Origin of the sequence: Stenotrophomonas sp. AG209 (assembly GCF_003550055.1) — a bacterium.
Classification (GTDB): domain Bacteria; phylum Pseudomonadota; class Gammaproteobacteria; order Xanthomonadales; family Xanthomonadaceae; genus Stenotrophomonas.
This window is the reverse complement of record NZ_QXDB01000001.1, coordinates 650,434-667,706: the sequence shown is the minus strand read 5'-3', so window position 1 is coordinate 667,706 and position 17,273 is coordinate 650,434. Positions and strand designations below refer to the sequence as shown.

Below are 17,273 nucleotides of genomic sequence, written 5' to 3'. Positions count from 1 at the left end.
GGGTGACCCGAACGGGGTAGGCGGCGGGCGCCGCCGTCGGCTATCACGCCGGCATGTCCTCTGGAGCCCGGCCATGCAGCGCCTGTTCGTGATGTTCCCCGACCGCGGTCCGGGCATCGGCCTGCTGTGGCTGCGGCTGTGCCTGGCCGCCGCATTGTGCACGCCGGGTACGCATGCAGGCTGGCTGTCGGCGCTGTGCCTGCTGGCGGTGGCGATGCTCGCGCTGGGCGTATTGACGCCGCTGGCGGTAGTGCCGGCAACACTGGGCCTGTATGCACAGGCACTGCCGTGGCCACTGGTGGTGTTGCCGCTGGCCTTGCTGGCGCTGGGCCCGGGTGCCTATTCACTGGATGCGCGGCTGTTCGGTCGTCGCCGGCTCGGCCATCGACCTCCCCCATTCGGGTAGGTGCCGGCCTCGACCGACGGGGGTAGGGCATCGCCCGGCGCACACGCACCATGGGCCACCCCTTCGCGGCGCCCCACATGGCCACTGTTTCCCCGCCGGCTTCGCCCGCTGCATCGCTGGCCCCGCACCAGGCGGCGGCATTGCAGCGCGCCCTGCGCTACGTCGACGAGCATCTGTCACAACCGTTGCGGGTGACCGAACTGGCGCAGGCCGCCTGTGTCAGCCGCTTCCACCTGGTGCGCCTGTTCCGCACCGGTACCGGCGCCAGCCCATTGCGTTATGTGCGTCGTCGTCGCATCGAGCGCGCGCGGCAACTGCTGCCCGGCGCGCAGCTGCCGATGGCGTGCCTGGCGCAGCAACTGGGCTTCTTCGACCAGAGCCATTTCGTCCGCAGCTTCCGCGCGGAGACCGGCTGCAGCCCCGGCCAGTACCTGGCCGGTGATGCCGCGCTGTTGCTTCCCCCTGATCATGTTTCCAACGGAGTCCAACCATGAGCCTTGCCACCGCCACGCCCGCCCCGGCCCTGCTGTCGCCCACCGACCATGCCCTGGTGCTGATCGACTTCCAGTCGCAGATGGCGTTCGCCACCCACACGATCGACATCTCCGCGCTGCGCAACAACGTGTCGCTGATCAGCAAGGGCGCCAAGGGCTTCAACGTGCCGGTACTGCTGACCACCGTTGCCGAAGCGTCGTTCTCCGGCCCGATGTTCCCGGAACTGCCGGAGATCTTCCCGGGCCAGACGGTGTTCGACCGCACCTCGATGAATACCTGGGAAGATCAGCCGGTGATCGATGAGATCAACCGCATCGGCAAGCGCCGCCTGGTTGTTGCCGGGCTGTGGACCAGCGTCTGCATCGTGGGTCCGGCGCTGTCGGCGCTGGCGCAGGGCTTCGAGGTCTACGTGATCACCGATGCCTGCGGCGATGTCAGCGAAGAAGCCCACGAGCGTGCGATCACCCGCATGGTGCAGGCCGGTGCGGTGCCGATGACCAGCGTGCAGTACCTGCTTGAGCTGCAGCGCGACTGGGCACGGGGTGAGACCTACGAGCTGACCACCGGCATCGCCCGCGACCACGCCGGTGGCTATGGCATCGGCATCCAGTACGCCAAGCGCATGTTCGGCGCGCAGGAAGGCGGGCACTGAGCATGCTGGCTGGCCATGGCCTCGACCTGGCCCTGCTGATGCTGCGCGTGGCGGCAGGAGGCTTCCTGCTGCCGCACGCGCTGGGCAAGCTGTTCGGCTGGTTTGGTGGACCGGGGCTGGGCGGCTTCGCCACCGAGCTGCGTGGCTTCGGCCTGCCAGCGGTGGCTCCGCTGCCGCTGCTGCTGGCCCTGCTGCAGGTGCTGTCCGGGCTGGCCGTGCTGCTGGGCTGGCAGACCCGTGTCGCCGCGCTTGCGGCGGCCGCCTTCATCGGCTTCACCGTACTGTTGGCCCTGCCCAGGGGCTGGTTCTGGATGCGCGGTGGCAGCGAGTACCCGTTGATGTGGACCACGGTACTGCTGGCCCTCGCGCTGACCGGGCCCGGCGCCTGGGCACTGGACGGCCAACGCCTTCCAGGAGACCTCGCATGAGTCACGATCCACTCGATCAGGGCCGCCGCAACGTGGTGCTGGCTGGCAGCGCCGCTGTTGCGCTGGGCCTGGCCGGCCGTGCCGGTGCCGCACTCGATTCCACTTCCAAGGAGCGTCGCATGAGCACGCTGGTCATCCGCAATGCCCGCATCACCACCCTCGACCCTCAGCAGCCGCATGCACAGGCGCTGGCCGTGCAGGACGGGCGCATCGTTGCCGTCGGCAGCGACGAGGAGATCATGCGCGGCTGGGGCAACGAAGCGACCCTGGTCGACGCGCAGGGCCGGCGCCTGCTGCCCGGGCTCAACGACAGCCATACCCATCTGATCCGCGGTGGCCTGAATTACAACCTGGAGCTGCGCTGGGACGGCCTGCGTTCGCTGGCCGACGCGATGGCGATGCTCAAGGCGCAGGTCGACCGTACCCCGGCACCGCAGTGGGTCCGTGTGGTCGGTGGCTTCACTGCCGCGCAGTTCAACGAGAAGCGCCTGCCGACGCTGCAGGAGCTCAACGACATCGCGCCGGACACGCCGGTGTTCCTGCTGCACCTGTACGACCGGGCGCTGCTCAATCGTGCGGCGTTGCGCGCCTGTGGCTACACCAAGGACACGCCGGATCCGCCGGGCGGGCAGATCGTGCGCGATTCGCTGGGCAACCCGACCGGGCTGCTGCTGGCCAAGCCCAATGCGCTGATCCTGTACGCCACGCTGGCCAAGGGCCCGCGCTTGCCGATCGAATACCAGGCCAACTCGACGCGCCACTTCATGCGCGAGCTGAACCGGCTTGGCATCACCTCGGTGATCGACGCCGGCGGTGGCTTCCAGAACTACCCCGAGGACTACCAGGTCATCGAGCAGCTGCATCGCGATGACCAGCTGACGGTGCGCATCGCCTACAACCTGTTCACCCAGAACAAGGGCAAGGAAGTGGATGACTTCCGTGGCTGGAGTGAGATCCTGCAGCCGCGCCAGGGCGATGACCTGCTGCGCCACAACGGTGCCGGCGAGATGCTGGTGTTCTCGGCGGCCGACTTCGAACTGTTCAACGAGCCCCGCCCGGAACTGCCGCCGGAGCTGGAGCCCGAACTGCATGACGTGGTGAAGCTGCTGGTCGAGAAGCGCTGGCCGTTCCGCATACACGCCACCTACGACGAGAGCATCACCCGCATCCTGGATGTGTACGAACAGGTCAACCGCGAGGTGCCGTTCGATGGCCTGCACTGGTTCATCGACCACGCCGAGACCATCACCCCGCGCAACATCGAACGCATCCGTGCGCTGGGTGGCGGTATCGCCGTGCAGCACCGCATGGCCTACCAGGGCGAGGCCTTCGTCGAGCGCTATGGCGTGCAGGCGGCGCGGCACACGCCGCCGGTCAAGCGCATGCTGGCCGAAGGCGTGCCGGTCGGTGCCGGCACCGATGCCACCCGCGTGGCCAGCTACAACCCGTGGGTGGCGTTGTCCTGGCTGGTGACCGGACGCACCGTGGGCGGGCTGGCCCTGTATGGCGATGAGAACCTGCTCGAACGTGAGCAGGCGCTGCGCCTGTGGACCCAGGGCAGCGCCTGGTTCTCCGGCGACGAAGCGGTGAAGGGCACGCTGAAGGCCGGCCAGCTCGCCGACTTCATCCTGCTTTCGGCCGACTTCTTCCGCGTGGATGATGCGCAGATCGCCGACATCACCAGCGTGTTGACCGTGGTTGGCGGCCGCATCGTGCATGCCGACGCCGACTATGCAGGGCTTGCGCCACAGCTGCCGCCGGCGATGCCCAACTGGTCGCCGGTCAACAGGTTTGGTGGCTACCATGTCGGCGGTACCGCCACCGGGTTGGCCGCCGCGCATCACCACCATCACGGTGTGGCCTGCAGCACCCACGGCGCGCACGGCCATGCGGCCCGGCATGCTGCACCCACCGACGACCTGACCGCGTTCTGGGGCGCGATGGGATGCTCGTGTTTCGCGTTCTGAGCCTGGTGCTGCTGGCCGTGCCCTCGCTGGCGCTGGCCTGCGACGGCGGTCACTGCAGTGACGCGGGCGACGGCGAACTGCAATGGGACGCGTCGCTGCGCGTGCGTGGCCTGTACTACGACCCGAGCCGGTTCGGCGTTGGCGGTGGCGAGGATGGCTATGGCCTGCTGCGCGCGCTGGCCTCGGCCACCTATGTGGAAGAGACCTGGCAGGCAAAGCTGCAGCTGGGCGTGCATGCTGAGAATGGCAAAGCCGGCGGCCCGGGCCGCACCGACCGCAGCGCGCTTGATGTGCAGCAGGCGTACTGGCGCTGGCAGCACGGTGGCCTTCATCTGCAGCTGGGCCGGCAGGAAGCCGGCTACGGCAGCTCACGGCTGCTGTCGGTGCGCGATGGACCGAACATCCGCCTGGCGTTCGACGGTGCACGTGCAGGCTGGAAAGGTCGCCTGGGCACGCTTGATCTGATGGCGCTGCGTCCGGTGGAGAACCGGCCGGGCGCCTTCGATGATCGCGGCGAACACGGCGCCCATCTGTGGGGTGCCTATGCCACCACGGCGCGTGGACAGGGCGCGGGACAGTGGGATCTGTACCTGCTGGACTACCGCCGCGACGGCGCGCGCTTCGCCGCAGGCAGCGGTGCCGAACGTCGGCAGACCCTGGGCACGCGCTGGTTCGGCCAGGCCGGTGCACTGGACTGGAACAGCGAGCTGGTGGCGCAGGGCGGTGAACTGCGGACGACCGCCGGCACGCTCGATATCCGCGCCTGGACGCTGGCTACCGATACGGGCTGGCGCTGGACGAACCTGCCGCTGCAGCCGCGGCTGGGGCTGAAGGCCGACGTCGCCAGTGGCGATGGCAACCTGCATGACGGCCGCCTGGGAACCTTCAACGCCCTGTTCCCGAAGTCGGCCTATTTCAGCGAGGCCAGCCTGCTGGCCCCGGCCAACCTGATGGACGTCCAGCCGACCCTGACCCTGCGCCTGCACGACGCGGTGACGACGGAACTGGGCGTACAGATGGCCTGGAAGCATCGTCGCGCGGATGCGGTCTACACCACGCCCGCACCGCTGGTGGCGTTGCCGGGCAGCGCCGGCGGCGCGCGCCGCATCGGTACTCAGTACAAATCCGAAACCCGCTGGCAGGCCAGCGAACACTGGCAATGGCAGCTGCAGCTGGCCTGGGTCGATGCCGGGCCTGCACTGAGGCAGGCCGGTGGCCAGGACACGTTGTTCGCCTCGATCGTTGGAGCATGGCAATGGTGAACGCAACCGCGTCGCAACCCCCCGCACAGGCCGCAGGCGCCTGGTCCCCGCTGAAGATCCAGATGTTCCGCTCGATCTGGCTGGCGATCCTGGCCAGCAACATCGGCACCTGGGTCAATGACGTGGCCGCTGCCTGGGTGATGGCCGAGCGTACCGGCTCACCGTTGATGGTGGCCCTGGTGCAGTCGGCCACCACCGTGCCGATCGTGCTGCTGGCACTGGCCGCCGGAACCCTGGCCGACATCGTCGATCGCCGCAGGTACCTGCTGGCCACCCAGGGCTGGATGCTGCTGGTCGCGGCGGTGATGGCGGCACTGACCGCGATGGACATGCTGACCCCCCAACTGCTGGTGCTGCTGACCTTCTGCATGGGCTGCGGGGCGGCGATGGCGATGCCAGCGCAGGCCGCGATCGTGTCCGAACTGGTGCCGCAGCCGATGCTGGCTTCGGCGGTGGCACTGAACTCGATCGGCATCAACATCGCACGCTCGATCGGCCCGGCCATCGGCGGCGTGATCGTCGCCCAGCTGGGCGCGGTCTGGGCGTTCGGCTTCAACGCCATCACTTTCGCCGCGATGCTGTTCGTGGTGTGGGGCTGGAAGCGCGACCCGAAGCAGTCCAGCCTGCCGCCGGAAGGGTTCGGTGCTGGCCTGAAGGCGGGCCTGCGTTATGCGAGCCGCGCCGGGCGGTTGCAGGCAGTGTTGATCAAGTCGGTCGGCTTCTTCTTCTTTGCCGCAGCGATGAATGCACTGCTGCCGGTGGTGGTACGCGGGCAGATGCATGGCGGGGCGGGGCAGTACGGCATGCTGCTCGGCTGCATCGGCATCGGTGCGGTGGGTGGTGCGTTGCTGCTGCCGAAGCTGCGCGCACAGATGGATCGTGACCTGCTGGTGCTGCTGGCCACCTTGTCGCTGGCCCTGAGCCTGGTCGGCCTGGCGCTGACCCGCAGCTGGTACGTGCTGCCGCTGGTGATGCTGATCAATGGCTTTGCCTGGATCACCGTGCTGTCGTCGCTGCAGATCGCCGCGCAGACCGCGGTGCCGGCATGGGTACGTGCGCGTGCGCTGGCGTTGTACATCATGGTGTTCTCTGCCGGCATGGCCGCCGGCGGGCTGAGCTGGGGCGCGCTGGCACAGCGCACCTCGCCGGAACTGGCCTTGCTGGTGGCTGCCGCGGGTGCGGTGATCGGCGGATTGCTGGTGTGGCGCGTGCGCATCGCTGGTACCGAAGACCTGAACCTGCGCCCGGCGGGGCATTGGCCGGCCCCCGAACTGTCGGTACCGGTATCCAACGATCGCGGCCCGGTGCTGGTGACCATCGAGTACCGCATCGATGACGCTGATCGTGCCGCGTTCCAGGCACAGATGCGCGCACTGGGCACGATCCGTCGCCGCGATGGCGCCGTGGTCTGGGGCGTGGTCGAGGATGTGGCCACCCCGGGCATCCACCTGGAATATTTCGTGACCCCGTCGTGGCTGGAGCACCTGCGCCAGCATGAACGCATCACCGCCGACGACAAGGCGATCCAGGAAGTGCTGCGCGGTCTGCATCGCGGCGAACGTGCACCGGTGGTGCGTCACTTCGTAGGCGGGCACGACCCGCTGCCGAAGACCGGCGTGCCACACCACCACAGCGATATCTGACCCAAAAAAGGGGACGGAGGGGATTAAGTCGTTTGTGCACAAACGACTTAATCCCCTCCGTCCCCTTTTTGTGCGGCGGCGCTGGGTGGCGCCGCCGCAGCACATCACCTGCGTGCGAATGCGAGCAGGTCGGCGTTGAACTGCTCGGCGTGGGTGACGGTCAGGCCGTGCGGGGCACCGGGGTATACCTTCAGTTCGGCATCCTTGATGATCTGCGAGGACAGCTTGGCCGAGGCATCGAACGGAACGATCTGGTCGTCGTCGCCGTGCACGACCAGTGCCGGCACGTCGATCTTCTTCAGGTCTTCGGTGTAGTCCACTTCCGAGAATTCATGCACGCAGTCGTACTGGCCCTTGACGCCACCGAGCATGCCCTGCAGCCAGAACGAATCACGCATGCCCTGGGTGACGGTGTTGCCATCGCGGTTGGCGCCGAAGAACGGGGTGGTCAGGTCCTTGAAGAACTGCGAGCGGTCGCCGCCGGTGCCCTTGCGGATGCCGTCGAAGACCTCCAGCGGGGTACCGGCCGGGTTGGCAGCGGTCTTCAGCATCAGCGGCGGCACGGCGCCGACCAGCACCACCTTGGCCACGCGCGTGCTGCCGTGGCGGCCGATGTAGTGGGCCACTTCGCCGCCGCCGGTGGAATGGCCGACCAGGATCGCGTCCTTCAGGTCCAGCGCCTCGATCACTGCAGCCAGGTCGTCGGCGTAGGTGTCCATGTTGTTGCCGTCCCAGGTCTGGCTGGACCGGCCGTGGCTGCGGCGGTCGTGGGCGATCACGCGGAAGCCGTTCTGGCCCATGAACAGCATCTGCGGGTCCCAGGCATCGGAGGACAGCGGCCAGCCGTGGGCGAACACGATCGGCTGGCCGTTGCCCCAATCCTTGTAGAAGATGCGGGCGCCGTCGGCGACGGTGACGAAGTTGCTCATTGCAGGTTCCTTGGCGGAAGGGAGGGAAGGCATCGGCAGGCTGCCGGTGCCTCCGGCAGTACAGCGCAGGTGCCGGCGATGGACTTGCACCGCTGTGCTGGATTGCAAAGGATGTGACGCATACCGCTCTGGCGGGACCGGAGTCGCGCGCCGAGGATGTCCGCAGCCTGCCTGTGGAATGCCCGGATGCCCGCCACGCGATGGTCCCTGATGGTGTGCCTGCTGTTGCCGATAGCCGCGCCGGCGCAGACCAACGTCTACAAATGCGTGGATGGACCGCATCCGGTCTACCAGCAGACACCCTGCCAGGGCCGTGCGGCGTGGCGCTGGGAGGTCCCGGCGGAGCAGTCATTGTCCCGCGGTGCGGTGGTTCCCGCAGTCGCGCAACCGAAGCCGTCACGTCGCTCGCGGCGTGCCACCCGGGCGCAGGGCGCGTTGATCACGATCAGCACGGATGCGGCGGCCTGCGAGCGTGCGCGCCGGCAGCGCGAGCGGGAGTTGCTCAAGCGCCGACGGCTGGATTTCGTGCAGCGCCGGCAGCTGGATGACGCGGTCTACGGCGCCTGCCAGTGAAGTGAGTTGCTGAAGTGCCGAAAACGACAACGGCGCCCTGGGGCGCCGTTGCGTGAAGTAGCGTAAGTGCAGGTTTCAGCGACCGTCGCTGGCGGCGGCCGGGGCGGGCACGCTGTCCGGCTTGGGCAGGCTCAACTCCGGGTTGCCCTGTTCGGCCTGCAGGATCTGGATGCGGCGCTGCAGGGCATCCAGCTGGCTGTTGGTGCTCTGCACATCGGTGCTGAGGCTGACTGCCTGCTGCTGGGCCTGCTGCAGGGCGGCGCTGACCTGCGCCGACTGCGCCTGCTGCTGCTCCATTTCCTGCTGCAGGGTGCGCAGGCGTTCTTCGTTGTAGGCCACCAGGCGCTCGGTGTAGCGCTTGCCGGCTTCCAGGCGGGTGGTGTCGATGTAGACCTGGGCCAGCTGCTCGGACTGCTGCGCGAAGGTGCGGTAGACACGTTCGGCGTTGTCCACCGCATCGGTCTTGATCACCCGCCAGAAGTTCTTCTCCTGGAACAGGGCGACGTAGTAGGTCAGGGTGTTGGCATTGAACAGCAGGCTGGCGCCGTAGTTGCCGTTGTAGGTGGTGCGCAGCTCGGTCAGCTGGCGCGAATCCATCAACTGCTTGAGTTCGTCCACGGTATTGCGCACCACCGGCGCGCTGCGCGCCGGTTCGGCTGCAGGCTCACGGTCGCCACGTGCGGCCATCGCCGCCGGTGCCACCAGCATCATGGCCACGGCCAGCACTGCCGCGCTGCGCGCGTGCCGGGCGAAGACCGCGCCCCCTGAAGTTTCTCGCATGTCTAGACCATCCACGGATGAGTGTGGGTTGAGATGAAGGTGGTTCCCCGCCGGGAGTCTAGCATGCGCGCGGGCGCCGCCAAGGGCGCCCGTCACGGCTCGATTTCAATAGACCAGCTGTGCGGCGCTGCACTGGATCGACTGCACGTTGACGTCGGTCCGGCCCAGCTCCAGGCCCAGCACGCTGGCCAGCAGGTTGGTCAGCAGGGTGCCGACACTGTTGAGCACCGGCCGCAGTGCGGCCAGGATCGGCTTCAGCAGGGTGCACAGCAGGCCGCTGCAGCTGACGCTGCCGTCGGGGTTGGTGACGCCGCTGCCACCGGCACCATCGAGGAAACCCGCCGGCGCGGTCTGGATGTACGACGCCAGGTTGTTGCGCACGCAGCCGTTGTAGTCGATCAGGTTGCCGAGCAGGCTGTCGCAGCGGTTGATCAGCAGGCCGCCGACCAGCGAGCCGAGCAGGCCATCGAGCAGGCCCAGGCCCTGGCCGGTGACGGTGGTCTTGTAGCCGGTCCACACCGAGCCGTCTTCCCAGCAGGTGGTCAGGCCCAGCAGGCAAGGCTTGGGGACGCCATTCTTCACCGTCCAGTTGCCCAGCGGCGCGAGATTGCGTGCCGGGTCGCCATCGCGCAGCAGCGGGATGACCTGGTCGACGTTGTAGCGCCCGCCAGTGGGGAAGGCCGCCTGCAGGTAGCGGTCGGCCAGCGCCTTGGCCGTGTCGTTGGCGCTCATGCCCTGCTTGGGCGAGCTGAGCATGCCCGACAGCACCCGCAGCAGTTCGTTGACCAGGCTCGACACCGCGTCACCGATCGCGAGCGGATTGATCCGGGTCGAGCCGGTCTCGCCGGCAGCCAGGGTCAGGTTCTGCGTGCTGGTCAGCGCGGGGAGGGTGATCTTGTCATTGATCAGCGGCTGGCCCAGCAGCTTCAACAGCTGCTCGTTCTGCAGCGTGGCGTCGCAGACATTGGCCTTGGAGAAACGCTGCGCGGGGTCGACATTGCCGACGCAGGCACGCAGCACCGATGAATCGACCTGGATGGTGGCCTTGGGTGGGCTGGCGCCGCACTGGATGCCGGTCAGCGTGCCCATGCCGTTGGCCACGTCGACGTGCAGCGGCAGGTGCAGGCGCGTGCCGAGCAGGTTCAGCAGCGGCCCCAGCGCGAACAGGTTGTTGCTGTCCACGTCCACCATCAGCCGAACCTGCGCATTGTAGGCACGGGTGCCGACGCCGCCGATGGCGATCGATGGCGGTTCGACCACGCCGCCCTGGATGTTGATGCCCAGCAGGTCCAGTCCCTTGATCGTCACGCCGTTGCCATCGTTGGCGATGGAGATGGCGGTGTTGATCAGGTTGAGCACGTTGATCTTCGATTCCAGCGCGCTGCCGACGGTGCCGTCGGGTGAGACAACTTCCGCGAACAGGCCACCGCCGCCGGCCTGGCTGCCGAGCACGATGTTGAGCTTGTTGATGTCCAGCTGGGTGGCGACCAGGTCGGACAGGGCGCGCAGCTGCACGCCCACCGTCGAGTCACGGCCGACGACGGTGGCGGTGGCATCGACCAGCTGCGCCAGCGAGATCTTGTTGACCGACAGCAGGCGGTTGAAGTCGGCCACGCTGAGGTTGGCGCTCACCGGGATGTTGAGTGCCTTCAGCAGGCCGGATGGCGTGACGTTGGCCTGCGCCAGGCCGTCATAGGACAGCACCGTGGCATTGGTGACGTCCAGGCCGACCAGGCGCAGGGTCGACAGCAGTACGGAATTGCCATTGGTACGCAGCAGCTGCGAGCCCACTGCGAACACCGCCGTGGGCTCCGAGCGGCGGGCTACCGCCTGCACGCTGACGGTCGGCAGGCTGGTGTTCTGGCCGAAGAAGGGCAGCACGCTGCGCTCGGCGATCACCTGCACGGCATTGCGCGGGTTGCTGGCATCAACGCTGGTGACGAAACGGTTGCTGGTGCCGCGGCTGGCACTCCAGTTGCCGCAGCGGATCTGCAGGGTGCCTGCGAACCTGTTCTGGGCCAGCGCGTTTTGCCGGGCTGCGCTGTTGTCGCTGTTGTCCGCGCTGCACAGCTCCAGCCGCTGTGCGCCGGCCAGTGCGGCCAGGTCGGCTACCTTCTGCGCATCACGCTTGGCCCAGAACAGATAGCCGATCTCGATCAGGCCCAGCATGGCCAGCAGCGCCAGCATGACCAGCATCATCGTGACCGACATGCCGCCGCGTGGGCGACTGAAACTGAACTGGCGTGGGCGTTTCATGGCCGACCTCAGCGTCCGGAGGAAGAGGCGTCCTTGGACCGGGCAACATCGGTCTCAAAGAAGTCCGGGATCTCGTGTTCAAAGCTCTTCAGGTAACGCGCATAGCTCAGCGTGGCCTGGTCACCCAGGATCGGCAGGCGCTGGCCGGCCTGCTGCCCCGACGCCTGCATGCGGAACAGGTTGCGGGTGGCCTCGCCGCTCTGCAGGCGCGCACGCGGTGTTGCCGGTGGTGCAACGTCGGTTGCGGGGATTGCCGGCGGTGCCGCAGCCACCGCTGCGGATGCGGCGGGTGAGGACAGCTCCACGGTGGGAAGCGGCTCGGCCTGCATCGGCGCTGCGGCCGGTGCCGACGGCAAGGGGCCACCGAGCATCTGTCCGGTCAATGGCTGTTGCTGTGCCTGCACGGCACCGGCAGCAAGCAGGCAGGACAGCACGGGCAACAGGCGTCGGGTCAGGCGCATCGCGGTCATGGGGTGCTTCCGGTCGGGTGATCGGTGGTGCTGAAGCGTTCCAGCATCGACGGTGGCAGGCGCTGCGGATCGCGCTCGTCACGTGCTTCGCGGCGTGGTTCGGCTGCCAGCCGGGTGCTGCCCGATGCACGGGCGCCGCGTTCGCTGCTGGCCGTGAGCTCAGGCGCCGGGGCGTTGACGGTGGCAGCGGCCTGCCGCTGCTGCAGGCGCGTGCGGATCTGCTGGGCCTGCTGCTGGATGCTGCGGCGCGTTTCCTCGTTGAGGTTGGCTTGTTCCGACAGGCGCTCTGCCGTGGCCTGATCGCCGCGCAGTACCGCCCACAGTGCGAGATTGGCCGTGGCCTTGGCGTTGCCTGGCGAAAGCTCCAGGGCCTTGGCCAGCGGCTCGCGCGCCTGGTCGAACTGGCCGGCGCGCAGCCGCGCATAGCCCAGGTCGCCAAGGTAGTCGGTGTTCAAGGGCTGCAACTGCGTGGCGCGCGCCAGCGCCTGTTCGCTGCCTGCATCGTCGTCGCGGCGTGCAGCGATCAGGCCCAGGCCATGCGCGGCAGCGGCGGCCTGCGGCCCGCTGGACAGCTCGCGATACAGGGTGGCCGCTGCGTCGGTCTGGCCGATCTCGCGCAGTGCGTCGGCCTGCAGCAGGCGCAGGGCAGGGCGATCACCATAGCGTTGGCGGAAGGCCTCCACGTGGGCCAGCGAGGCATACCAGGCGCCCTGCTGCTGCATGCGTTCGATCAGTTCCAGGTAGGCGTTGCGGCTGTCCTGTGGATCGGGTTCCGGCGGCGCAAGGCTGGGCGCCCGCACGTACTTCGGCGTGGTCGAGGCGCAGCCACTGGCCAGGGCGGCGAGGGCGGTGGCAAGCAGCAGGCAGGAAGTGCGCAGGGCAGGCATCAGGGCGATCCCATCTTGGACATGGTGGTGGCCAGCGCGACCAGCGCTGGACCGGCAAGCACCAGCATCAGTGCCGGCAACAGGGTCAGCATCATCACCACGGTCATCTTCACCGAGAGCTTGCCGACCTTTTCCTTCAACGTGTTGCGGCGCTGTTCGCGCAGGCGGATGCTGAACTGGCGCAGCGGTTCCTGCACTGCGCCGCCGTGTGCATGCACCTGCAGGATCAGCTGCATCAGGCTGGTCAGGTCGTCATCCGCGTAGACCTCGCTCAACCGCCGCAGTGACTGCGCGCGGGTGCGGCCGTGGGTGTAGGCCACGTTCGCTTCCTGCAGTTCGCCGCCCAGTACCGGCAGCGCATCGCGCAGCTTGTCGCCCAGCGTCTGCAGGCTCTGGTCCATGCTGAAGCCCACGCCCTGCAGCAGGCGCAGCAGGTCGATCAGCAGGGGCAGCTCGTTCTCGACCGCGCGGCGCCGGCGCTTGACCCACGACGACAGCACGAACTTGGGCAGCAGCAGCCCGGCTGCCAGCGCACCGATCACCACCATCACCTTGGCCAGCCCGTGCGCGCTGCTGAACGCCAGCGCCAAGGCCAGCACCAGCAGCGCAAGCAGCAGGCGCAGGCCCAGGTAGATGGCCGTGCCCCGGCGCGTATTCCAGCCGGCCAGGTCCAGCAGCAGCTTGTCCTCGTTGGCCAGCAGCGCGGCCTCCAGGCGGCCTCCACTGAGCGAGCGGCCGAAGCGCTCCAGCCAGCCCAGCGAGTCGCGGCGGGTGGCCTCGCTGTCGCGGGTTTCGTCGCGCGGTTGCAGGGCGGTCTTCAGCGTGGCCGAGGTGCGGTGCTCGCGATGGCTGCGCACCCAGCCGGCAATGCCGAGCAGGGCGACACCGGCCGCCAACACCAGCAGTGAGAGAGCGAACCAGGCAGTGGCGCTCATCGGGCACCTCCGTGGCGGCGGCGGGCGGTCATAGCGACTTGGCCAGGCGGTACAGCAGGAACGCTCCGAGCAGTTCCAGGCCCAGTGCGATCAGCAGGATCCTGTGACCGAGCGGGTCATGCAGCACCGGCTGGAAGAACGCCGGGCTGGAGATCGCCATCAGCACCGCACTGGCCGGTGGCAGCAGCCCCAGCACCCAGGCCGACATGCGCGTTTCCGAAGTGGTGGCCGCCAGCTCCTGCTGGGCCTGCTCCAGGTCGCGCATGAAGTCGCCCATGCGCTGCAGGATCTGGTCGGCGCGGCCGCCGATGCGCACGCTCACCCCGATCACCACCGCCAGCACCTTCAGCACGTCCATGCGATATGGCTGCGCGGCCAGGCTCAACGCGCGATCCAGGTCCATGCCGCTGCGCGCATAGCGCACCGTGGTGTCGAGCAGGCCACGCAGTGGTGCGCTGGTCTGCATCGAAGACACCTGGAACGCGGCCTGCAGGCTGTTGCCCAGCGCGGTGAGGCGGACCAGGTTGTCGAGGAAGTCCGGCATCTGGTGCAGCAGCTGCGCACGCAGTTTCGTGATCCGGCGCATCACCCACAGCCAGCAGCCCAGCAGGTACAGCAGCAGGGTCAGCGGAAACATCCAGGCCGTGCCCAGCCGCATCGCCGCCACGACTGCAAGCACGAGGCCGGGCACCAGCAGCATCAGTGGCAGCTTCCAGCCCGGCTGCAGGCCGGCGCGCTGCAGCACGCCGTCCCAGGGCAGTACACGGCTCCCACTGCTGGCGGGGCGGGCGGAATCGTTGGCTGCGGCAACGGCGGGCCCGGCCGGTACCGCACTGGCGGCGCTGCCGCGCGCCAGCTGCTGCTCGGCATGCTGCAACGAGGCCTGGCGCTGCTCGCGGCTGCTGGCGGTGCCCCACAGCCAGACGGCCAGCGCCAGCAGCACCGAGATGATGCTCAACACGCCCAGCAGCAGGCCGGTGCCCATGCTCAGAAGTCCCCGTAGAGTGATTCGCGCAGCTGCTGGCGGAACGGCTCCAGCTTGTGCGAATGCGGATGGAAGCCCAGGCCGATCCAGCGGTCGGTCTCGCGGCCGCTGCCGTCGATCTGTACCTCGTGGCGGAACATCTCCTGGGTGGTGATCAGGTTGTCGCTGACCCCGGTGATTTCGGTGATCGAGACCAGCACCCGGCGCCCGCTGCCCAGCCGCGAGATCTGCACGATGAAATCGATGGCGCTGGCGATCTGCCGGCGCAGGCTGTCCTCGCTGCCCTGGAAGCCAGCAAAGCCGGCCAGCATCTCGATGCGGTACAGGCAGTCGCGCGGCGTGTTGGCGTGGATGGTGGCCATCGATCCGTCGTGGCCGGTGTTCATCGCCTGCAGCATTTCCAGCACTTCTGCGCCACGCACTTCGCCGACCACGATGCGGTCCGGGCGCATGCGCAGGCTGTTGCGCACCAGGTCGCGGATGCTGACCGCGCCCTGGCCCTCGGCGCCGCCGATCCGGCTCTCCAGGCGCACCACGTGCGGATGGTTCAGCGAAAGCTCGGCAGTGTCTTCCACGGTGATGACGCGCTCGTTGGCCGGCACGTAGCTGGCCAGGGCATTGAGCAGCGAGGTCTTGCCCGAGCTGGTGCCGCCGGAGACCAGGATGTTGCAGCGGCCCAGCACCATCGCCTTCAGCAGGGCCTGCATCGGCGCATCGAAGGTGCCCTTGGCGAGCAGCTCGTCGGGGGTGAACGGGTCCTTGCGGAACTTGCGGATGGACACCATCGGTCCGTCCACCGCCAGCGGCGAGATGATCGCGTTGAGGCGGCCGCCGTTGGGCAGCCGCGCGTCGACCATCGGGTTGGAATCATCCAGCCGGCGGCCGAGCGGCGCGAGGATGCGGCGCAGGATGCGCAGCAGGTGGGTGTCATCGGTGAAGCGCTGGGTGGCGCGCCTGAGCTGGCCGCCCTGCGAAACGTGCACGTCCTTGAAGCCGTTGATCAGGATGTCTTCGATGGAGGGGTCGTGGAGCAGGTCGTCGAGCGGACCGAAACCGGTGAGCTCCTTGACCAGGCCCTCGGCGACCACCTGCATCTCTTCCTCGTTGATCGGGATGCGCCACTCCTGGATGAAGCCCACGGTCTGCACCTGCACCCAGCGGGCGATGGTGTCCGGGGCCCAGGAATCGATGTCGATGCGCTCGTCCTCGATGCTGTTGAGCAGGTGCTCATGCGCGGCCGACAGTACCTTCTGGTACTGCTCGGTCTGCGCGAACGGCAGGTGGCCCGGGGTAGTTTCGGGCAGCACCGGGCGGGCAACGGCATGCGGGAACGGGGTTACCTTGTCTTCCATTGCGATCCACCCAGGGCAAGGGAGAGTCTTTCCCGCAGGCCATGCGGCTGGACCGGGCAGGCGGCCGGATCCAGGCGCGACACGAGCGGGGCGAGGGCACGCAGATAGGGGTCGCGCGGGGCATCCTGCAGCAGCAGGTGGCCCTGGCTGGCGGCCAGGCGCACGCGCGGTCGTTCGGGCAGCGTCGCCAGCAGCGGTACTTCGAAGCGGCGCGCGATCTGTTCCGGGCTCATGCCGCTGCTGTCATCGTGGCGGTTGATCACCAGCTGCAGGCGCTTCTCGCGCTCGCGCTGGCCCGCCAGGTGCTTCAGCGCCTGGTCCAGCGAGACCAGCGTGGCGATCGAGGCATCGGTGACCAGCCAGATCTCGTCAGCCTGGTCCAGCAACAAGGGCGGAAGCTGCCGCAGCGGGCAGCCGCCGGCGTCGCACAGCACGCTGGCAAACACGCCGCGCAGGCGTTGCAGCAGCGCGCCAGGATCGGAGGGCGGAACGGCATCGCCGCCACTGGCACGATCCAGCAGCACCAGTCCGGAGTCATGGCGCGCCATGGCCGTGCGGGCGAGGGTGGCATCGATGCGGCTGGCGTTGCGCAGCGCGTCTTCGTAATGGAATCGGCTGTCGAGATTGAGGTACAGCGCGAGGTCACCGGAGGGTTGCGCCAGCTCCATCAGCAGGCCGTCCTGCTGCAGGGCTTCGCCCTGGGCTAGGGCGCGCGCCTGCTGCGCCAGCACCGAAAGATGTGCGGCCAGGGTGCTGGTGCCGACGCCGGCGCGCACGCCCAGCAGCACGATCAGGCGTGCCTTGTGCGCGTGCTGGGCAACCGCTGCCGGGCGCGGAGACAGGGCGCGCCGCAGGGCCGCCTCGATGCCTGCGTCGTCACTGTCCAGGTCCAGTACATCGCGCAGGCCAGCGCGCAGTGCGATCACCACGCCTTCGACCTGGCCGGCGCTGGTGGCCCCCACTGCCACCAGGGGCAGGTCGGGTTGGGTCTGCTGCAGCTGCTGTGCCAGCACGCTTGAGGCAGCCGCATGCTCGGGCCGGAAGTCGAGCAGCACCAGGCTCTGCGGGCCGCGTTGCAGGTCCTGCGCGGAGGTGGGCGCGTTGCTGTCCTGCCAATGCAGGGCGGTGCTCGGCGGCAGCTTGGCGGCCAGCCGGGGCAGCAGTTCGCGATCCATGCCATACAGGACCAGGTTCATCGGGGGTCCTTGCGGATGCAGCGGCTGGGCAGTGGCGTAGGGCATGGGCGTGGTATC

Annotated in this window: 17 protein-coding genes; 8 read left to right on the top strand and 9 right to left on the bottom strand. The window is 68.3% G+C overall.

Translation table 11 applies throughout. The annotated features are described in order from the left end of the window. Positions 1 to 73: 73 nt before the first annotated feature. The 7 genes from DFO63_RS03085 to DFO63_RS03055 all read left to right on the top strand — a co-directional run bounded on the left by DFO63_RS03085 (position 74) and on the right by DFO63_RS03055 (position 6,853). Complete coding sequence (locus tag DFO63_RS03085; RefSeq protein WP_049443355.1) at positions 74 to 406, top strand: hypothetical protein; 333 nt, start codon at positions 74 to 76, stop codon at positions 404 to 406. Positions 407 to 483: 77 nt separating this feature from the next. Next, positions 484 to 900 carry an AraC family transcriptional regulator gene (locus tag DFO63_RS03080; RefSeq protein ID WP_233490782.1) on the top strand — a complete coding sequence of 139 codons (417 nt, stop codon included), beginning with the start codon at positions 484 to 486 and terminating at the stop codon, positions 898 to 900. Then, positions 897 to 1,553: a hydrolase gene (locus DFO63_RS03075; RefSeq protein WP_049422794.1), complete on the top strand. Its 657-nt coding sequence runs from the start codon at positions 897 to 899 to the stop codon at positions 1,551 to 1,553. The genes DFO63_RS03080 and DFO63_RS03075 overlap by 4 nt, the downstream gene beginning before the upstream one ends. 2 nt (positions 1,554 to 1,555) lie before the next feature. Further along, entirely contained in the window at positions 1,556 to 1,981 is a 426-nt protein-coding gene (locus DFO63_RS03070; RefSeq protein WP_101765666.1) for a DoxX family membrane protein, read from the top strand. A gap of 119 nt (positions 1,982 to 2,100) precedes the next feature. After that, positions 2,101 to 3,948 (top strand): amidohydrolase, encoded by a 1,848-nt coding sequence (locus tag DFO63_RS03065; protein WP_182474412.1) that lies wholly within the window; start codon positions 2,101 to 2,103, stop codon positions 3,946 to 3,948. Then, the gene (locus DFO63_RS03060) at positions 3,927 to 5,210 is read left to right on the top strand and encodes an alginate export family protein (protein ID WP_119006418.1); all 1,284 of its coding nucleotides are present in this window, start codon (positions 3,927 to 3,929) and stop codon (positions 5,208 to 5,210) included. Before DFO63_RS03065 ends, DFO63_RS03060 begins: the two co-directional genes overlap by 22 nt. Continuing rightward, entirely contained in the window at positions 5,204 to 6,853 is a 1,650-nt protein-coding gene (locus DFO63_RS03055; protein ID WP_049443360.1) for an MFS transporter, read from the top strand. The genes DFO63_RS03060 and DFO63_RS03055 overlap by 7 nt, the downstream gene beginning before the upstream one ends. A gap of 104 nt (positions 6,854 to 6,957) precedes the next feature. Here the strand turns inward: DFO63_RS03055 and DFO63_RS03050 are convergent, their stop codons facing one another. Next, complete coding sequence (locus tag DFO63_RS03050; RefSeq protein WP_119006417.1) at positions 6,958 to 7,782, bottom strand: alpha/beta hydrolase; 825 nt, start codon at positions 7,780 to 7,782, stop codon at positions 6,958 to 6,960. Between the two features lie 186 nt (positions 7,783 to 7,968). Between DFO63_RS03050 and DFO63_RS03045 the strand changes: the two genes are divergently transcribed. Next, positions 7,969 to 8,355, top strand: a complete 387-nt coding sequence (locus DFO63_RS03045) for a hypothetical protein (protein WP_119006416.1) — start codon at positions 7,969 to 7,971, stop codon at positions 8,353 to 8,355. A gap of 75 nt (positions 8,356 to 8,430) precedes the next feature. On the opposite strand, the gene DFO63_RS03040 is transcribed toward DFO63_RS03045, so the two are convergent. The 8 genes from DFO63_RS03040 to DFO63_RS03005 form a co-directional block, all read right to left on the bottom strand. Beyond that, entirely contained in the window at positions 8,431 to 9,135 is a 705-nt protein-coding gene (locus tag DFO63_RS03040) for a DUF2968 domain-containing protein (protein ID WP_049443363.1), read from the bottom strand. 105 nt (positions 9,136 to 9,240) lie between these two features. Beyond that, the gene (locus DFO63_RS03035; RefSeq protein WP_119006415.1) at positions 9,241 to 11,391 is read right to left on the bottom strand and encodes a TadG family pilus assembly protein; all 2,151 of its coding nucleotides are present in this window, start codon (positions 11,389 to 11,391) and stop codon (positions 9,241 to 9,243) included. Between the two features lie 8 nt (positions 11,392 to 11,399). Next, complete coding sequence (locus DFO63_RS03030) at positions 11,400 to 11,861, bottom strand: DUF3613 domain-containing protein (RefSeq protein WP_101765659.1); 462 nt, start codon at positions 11,859 to 11,861, stop codon at positions 11,400 to 11,402. Beyond that, entirely contained in the window at positions 11,858 to 12,748 is an 891-nt protein-coding gene (locus tag DFO63_RS03025) for a Flp pilus assembly protein TadD (RefSeq protein ID WP_119006414.1), read from the bottom strand. Before DFO63_RS03025 ends, DFO63_RS03030 begins: the two co-directional genes overlap by 4 nt. Then, positions 12,748 to 13,683: a type II secretion system F family protein gene (locus DFO63_RS03020; protein WP_101765657.1), complete on the bottom strand. Its 936-nt coding sequence runs from the start codon at positions 13,681 to 13,683 to the stop codon at positions 12,748 to 12,750. Before DFO63_RS03020 ends, DFO63_RS03025 begins: the two co-directional genes overlap by 1 nt. 28 nt (positions 13,684 to 13,711) lie before the next feature. Then, on the bottom strand, positions 13,712 to 14,668 hold the full coding sequence (locus DFO63_RS03015; protein WP_101765656.1) for a type II secretion system F family protein: 957 nt from the start codon (positions 14,666 to 14,668) through the stop codon (positions 13,712 to 13,714). 2 nt (positions 14,669 to 14,670) lie between these two features. Next, positions 14,671 to 16,020 carry a CpaF family protein gene (locus tag DFO63_RS03010; RefSeq protein ID WP_101765655.1) on the bottom strand — a complete coding sequence of 450 codons (1,350 nt, stop codon included), beginning with the start codon at positions 16,018 to 16,020 and terminating at the stop codon, positions 14,671 to 14,673. Further along, on the bottom strand, positions 16,005 to 17,261 hold the full coding sequence (locus DFO63_RS03005) for a fimbrial protein (protein ID WP_049443370.1): 1,257 nt from the start codon (positions 17,259 to 17,261) through the stop codon (positions 16,005 to 16,007). The genes DFO63_RS03010 and DFO63_RS03005 overlap by 16 nt, the downstream gene beginning before the upstream one ends. Positions 17,262 to 17,273 lie beyond the last annotated feature (12 nt).

Bases quoted from the DNA above. Each gene is read 5' to 3' on its own strand.
- DFO63_RS03085 (WP_049443355.1), top strand. From the start codon at position 74: ATGCAGCGCCTGTTCGTGATGTTCCCCGACCGCGGTCCGGGCATCGGC.
- DFO63_RS03080 (WP_233490782.1), top strand. From the start codon at position 484: ATGGCCACTGTTTCCCCGCCGGCTTCGCCCGCTGCATCGCTGGCCCCG.
- DFO63_RS03075 (WP_049422794.1), top strand. From the start codon at position 897: ATGAGCCTTGCCACCGCCACGCCCGCCCCGGCCCTGCTGTCGCCCACC.
- DFO63_RS03070 (WP_101765666.1), top strand. From the start codon at position 1,556: ATGCTGGCTGGCCATGGCCTCGACCTGGCCCTGCTGATGCTGCGCGTG.
- DFO63_RS03065 (WP_182474412.1), top strand. From the start codon at position 2,101: ATGAGCACGCTGGTCATCCGCAATGCCCGCATCACCACCCTCGACCCT.
- DFO63_RS03060 (WP_119006418.1), top strand. From the start codon at position 3,927: ATGCTCGTGTTTCGCGTTCTGAGCCTGGTGCTGCTGGCCGTGCCCTCG.
- DFO63_RS03055 (WP_049443360.1), top strand. From the start codon at position 5,204: ATGGTGAACGCAACCGCGTCGCAACCCCCCGCACAGGCCGCAGGCGCC.
- DFO63_RS03050 (WP_119006417.1), bottom strand. From the start codon at position 7,782: ATGAGCAACTTCGTCACCGTCGCCGACGGCGCCCGCATCTTCTACAAG.
- DFO63_RS03045 (WP_119006416.1), top strand. From the start codon at position 7,969: ATGCCCGCCACGCGATGGTCCCTGATGGTGTGCCTGCTGTTGCCGATA.
- DFO63_RS03040 (WP_049443363.1), bottom strand. From the start codon at position 9,135: ATGCGAGAAACTTCAGGGGGCGCGGTCTTCGCCCGGCACGCGCGCAGC.
- DFO63_RS03035 (WP_119006415.1), bottom strand. From the start codon at position 11,391: ATGAAACGCCCACGCCAGTTCAGTTTCAGTCGCCCACGCGGCGGCATG.
- DFO63_RS03030 (WP_101765659.1), bottom strand. From the start codon at position 11,861: ATGACCGCGATGCGCCTGACCCGACGCCTGTTGCCCGTGCTGTCCTGC.
- DFO63_RS03025 (WP_119006414.1), bottom strand. From the start codon at position 12,748: ATGCCTGCCCTGCGCACTTCCTGCCTGCTGCTTGCCACCGCCCTCGCC.
- DFO63_RS03020 (WP_101765657.1), bottom strand. From the start codon at position 13,683: ATGAGCGCCACTGCCTGGTTCGCTCTCTCACTGCTGGTGTTGGCGGCC.
- DFO63_RS03015 (WP_101765656.1), bottom strand. From the start codon at position 14,668: ATGGGCACCGGCCTGCTGCTGGGCGTGTTGAGCATCATCTCGGTGCTG.
- DFO63_RS03010 (WP_101765655.1), bottom strand. From the start codon at position 16,020: ATGGAAGACAAGGTAACCCCGTTCCCGCATGCCGTTGCCCGCCCGGTG.
- DFO63_RS03005 (WP_049443370.1), bottom strand. From the start codon at position 17,261: ATGCCCTACGCCACTGCCCAGCCGCTGCATCCGCAAGGACCCCCGATG.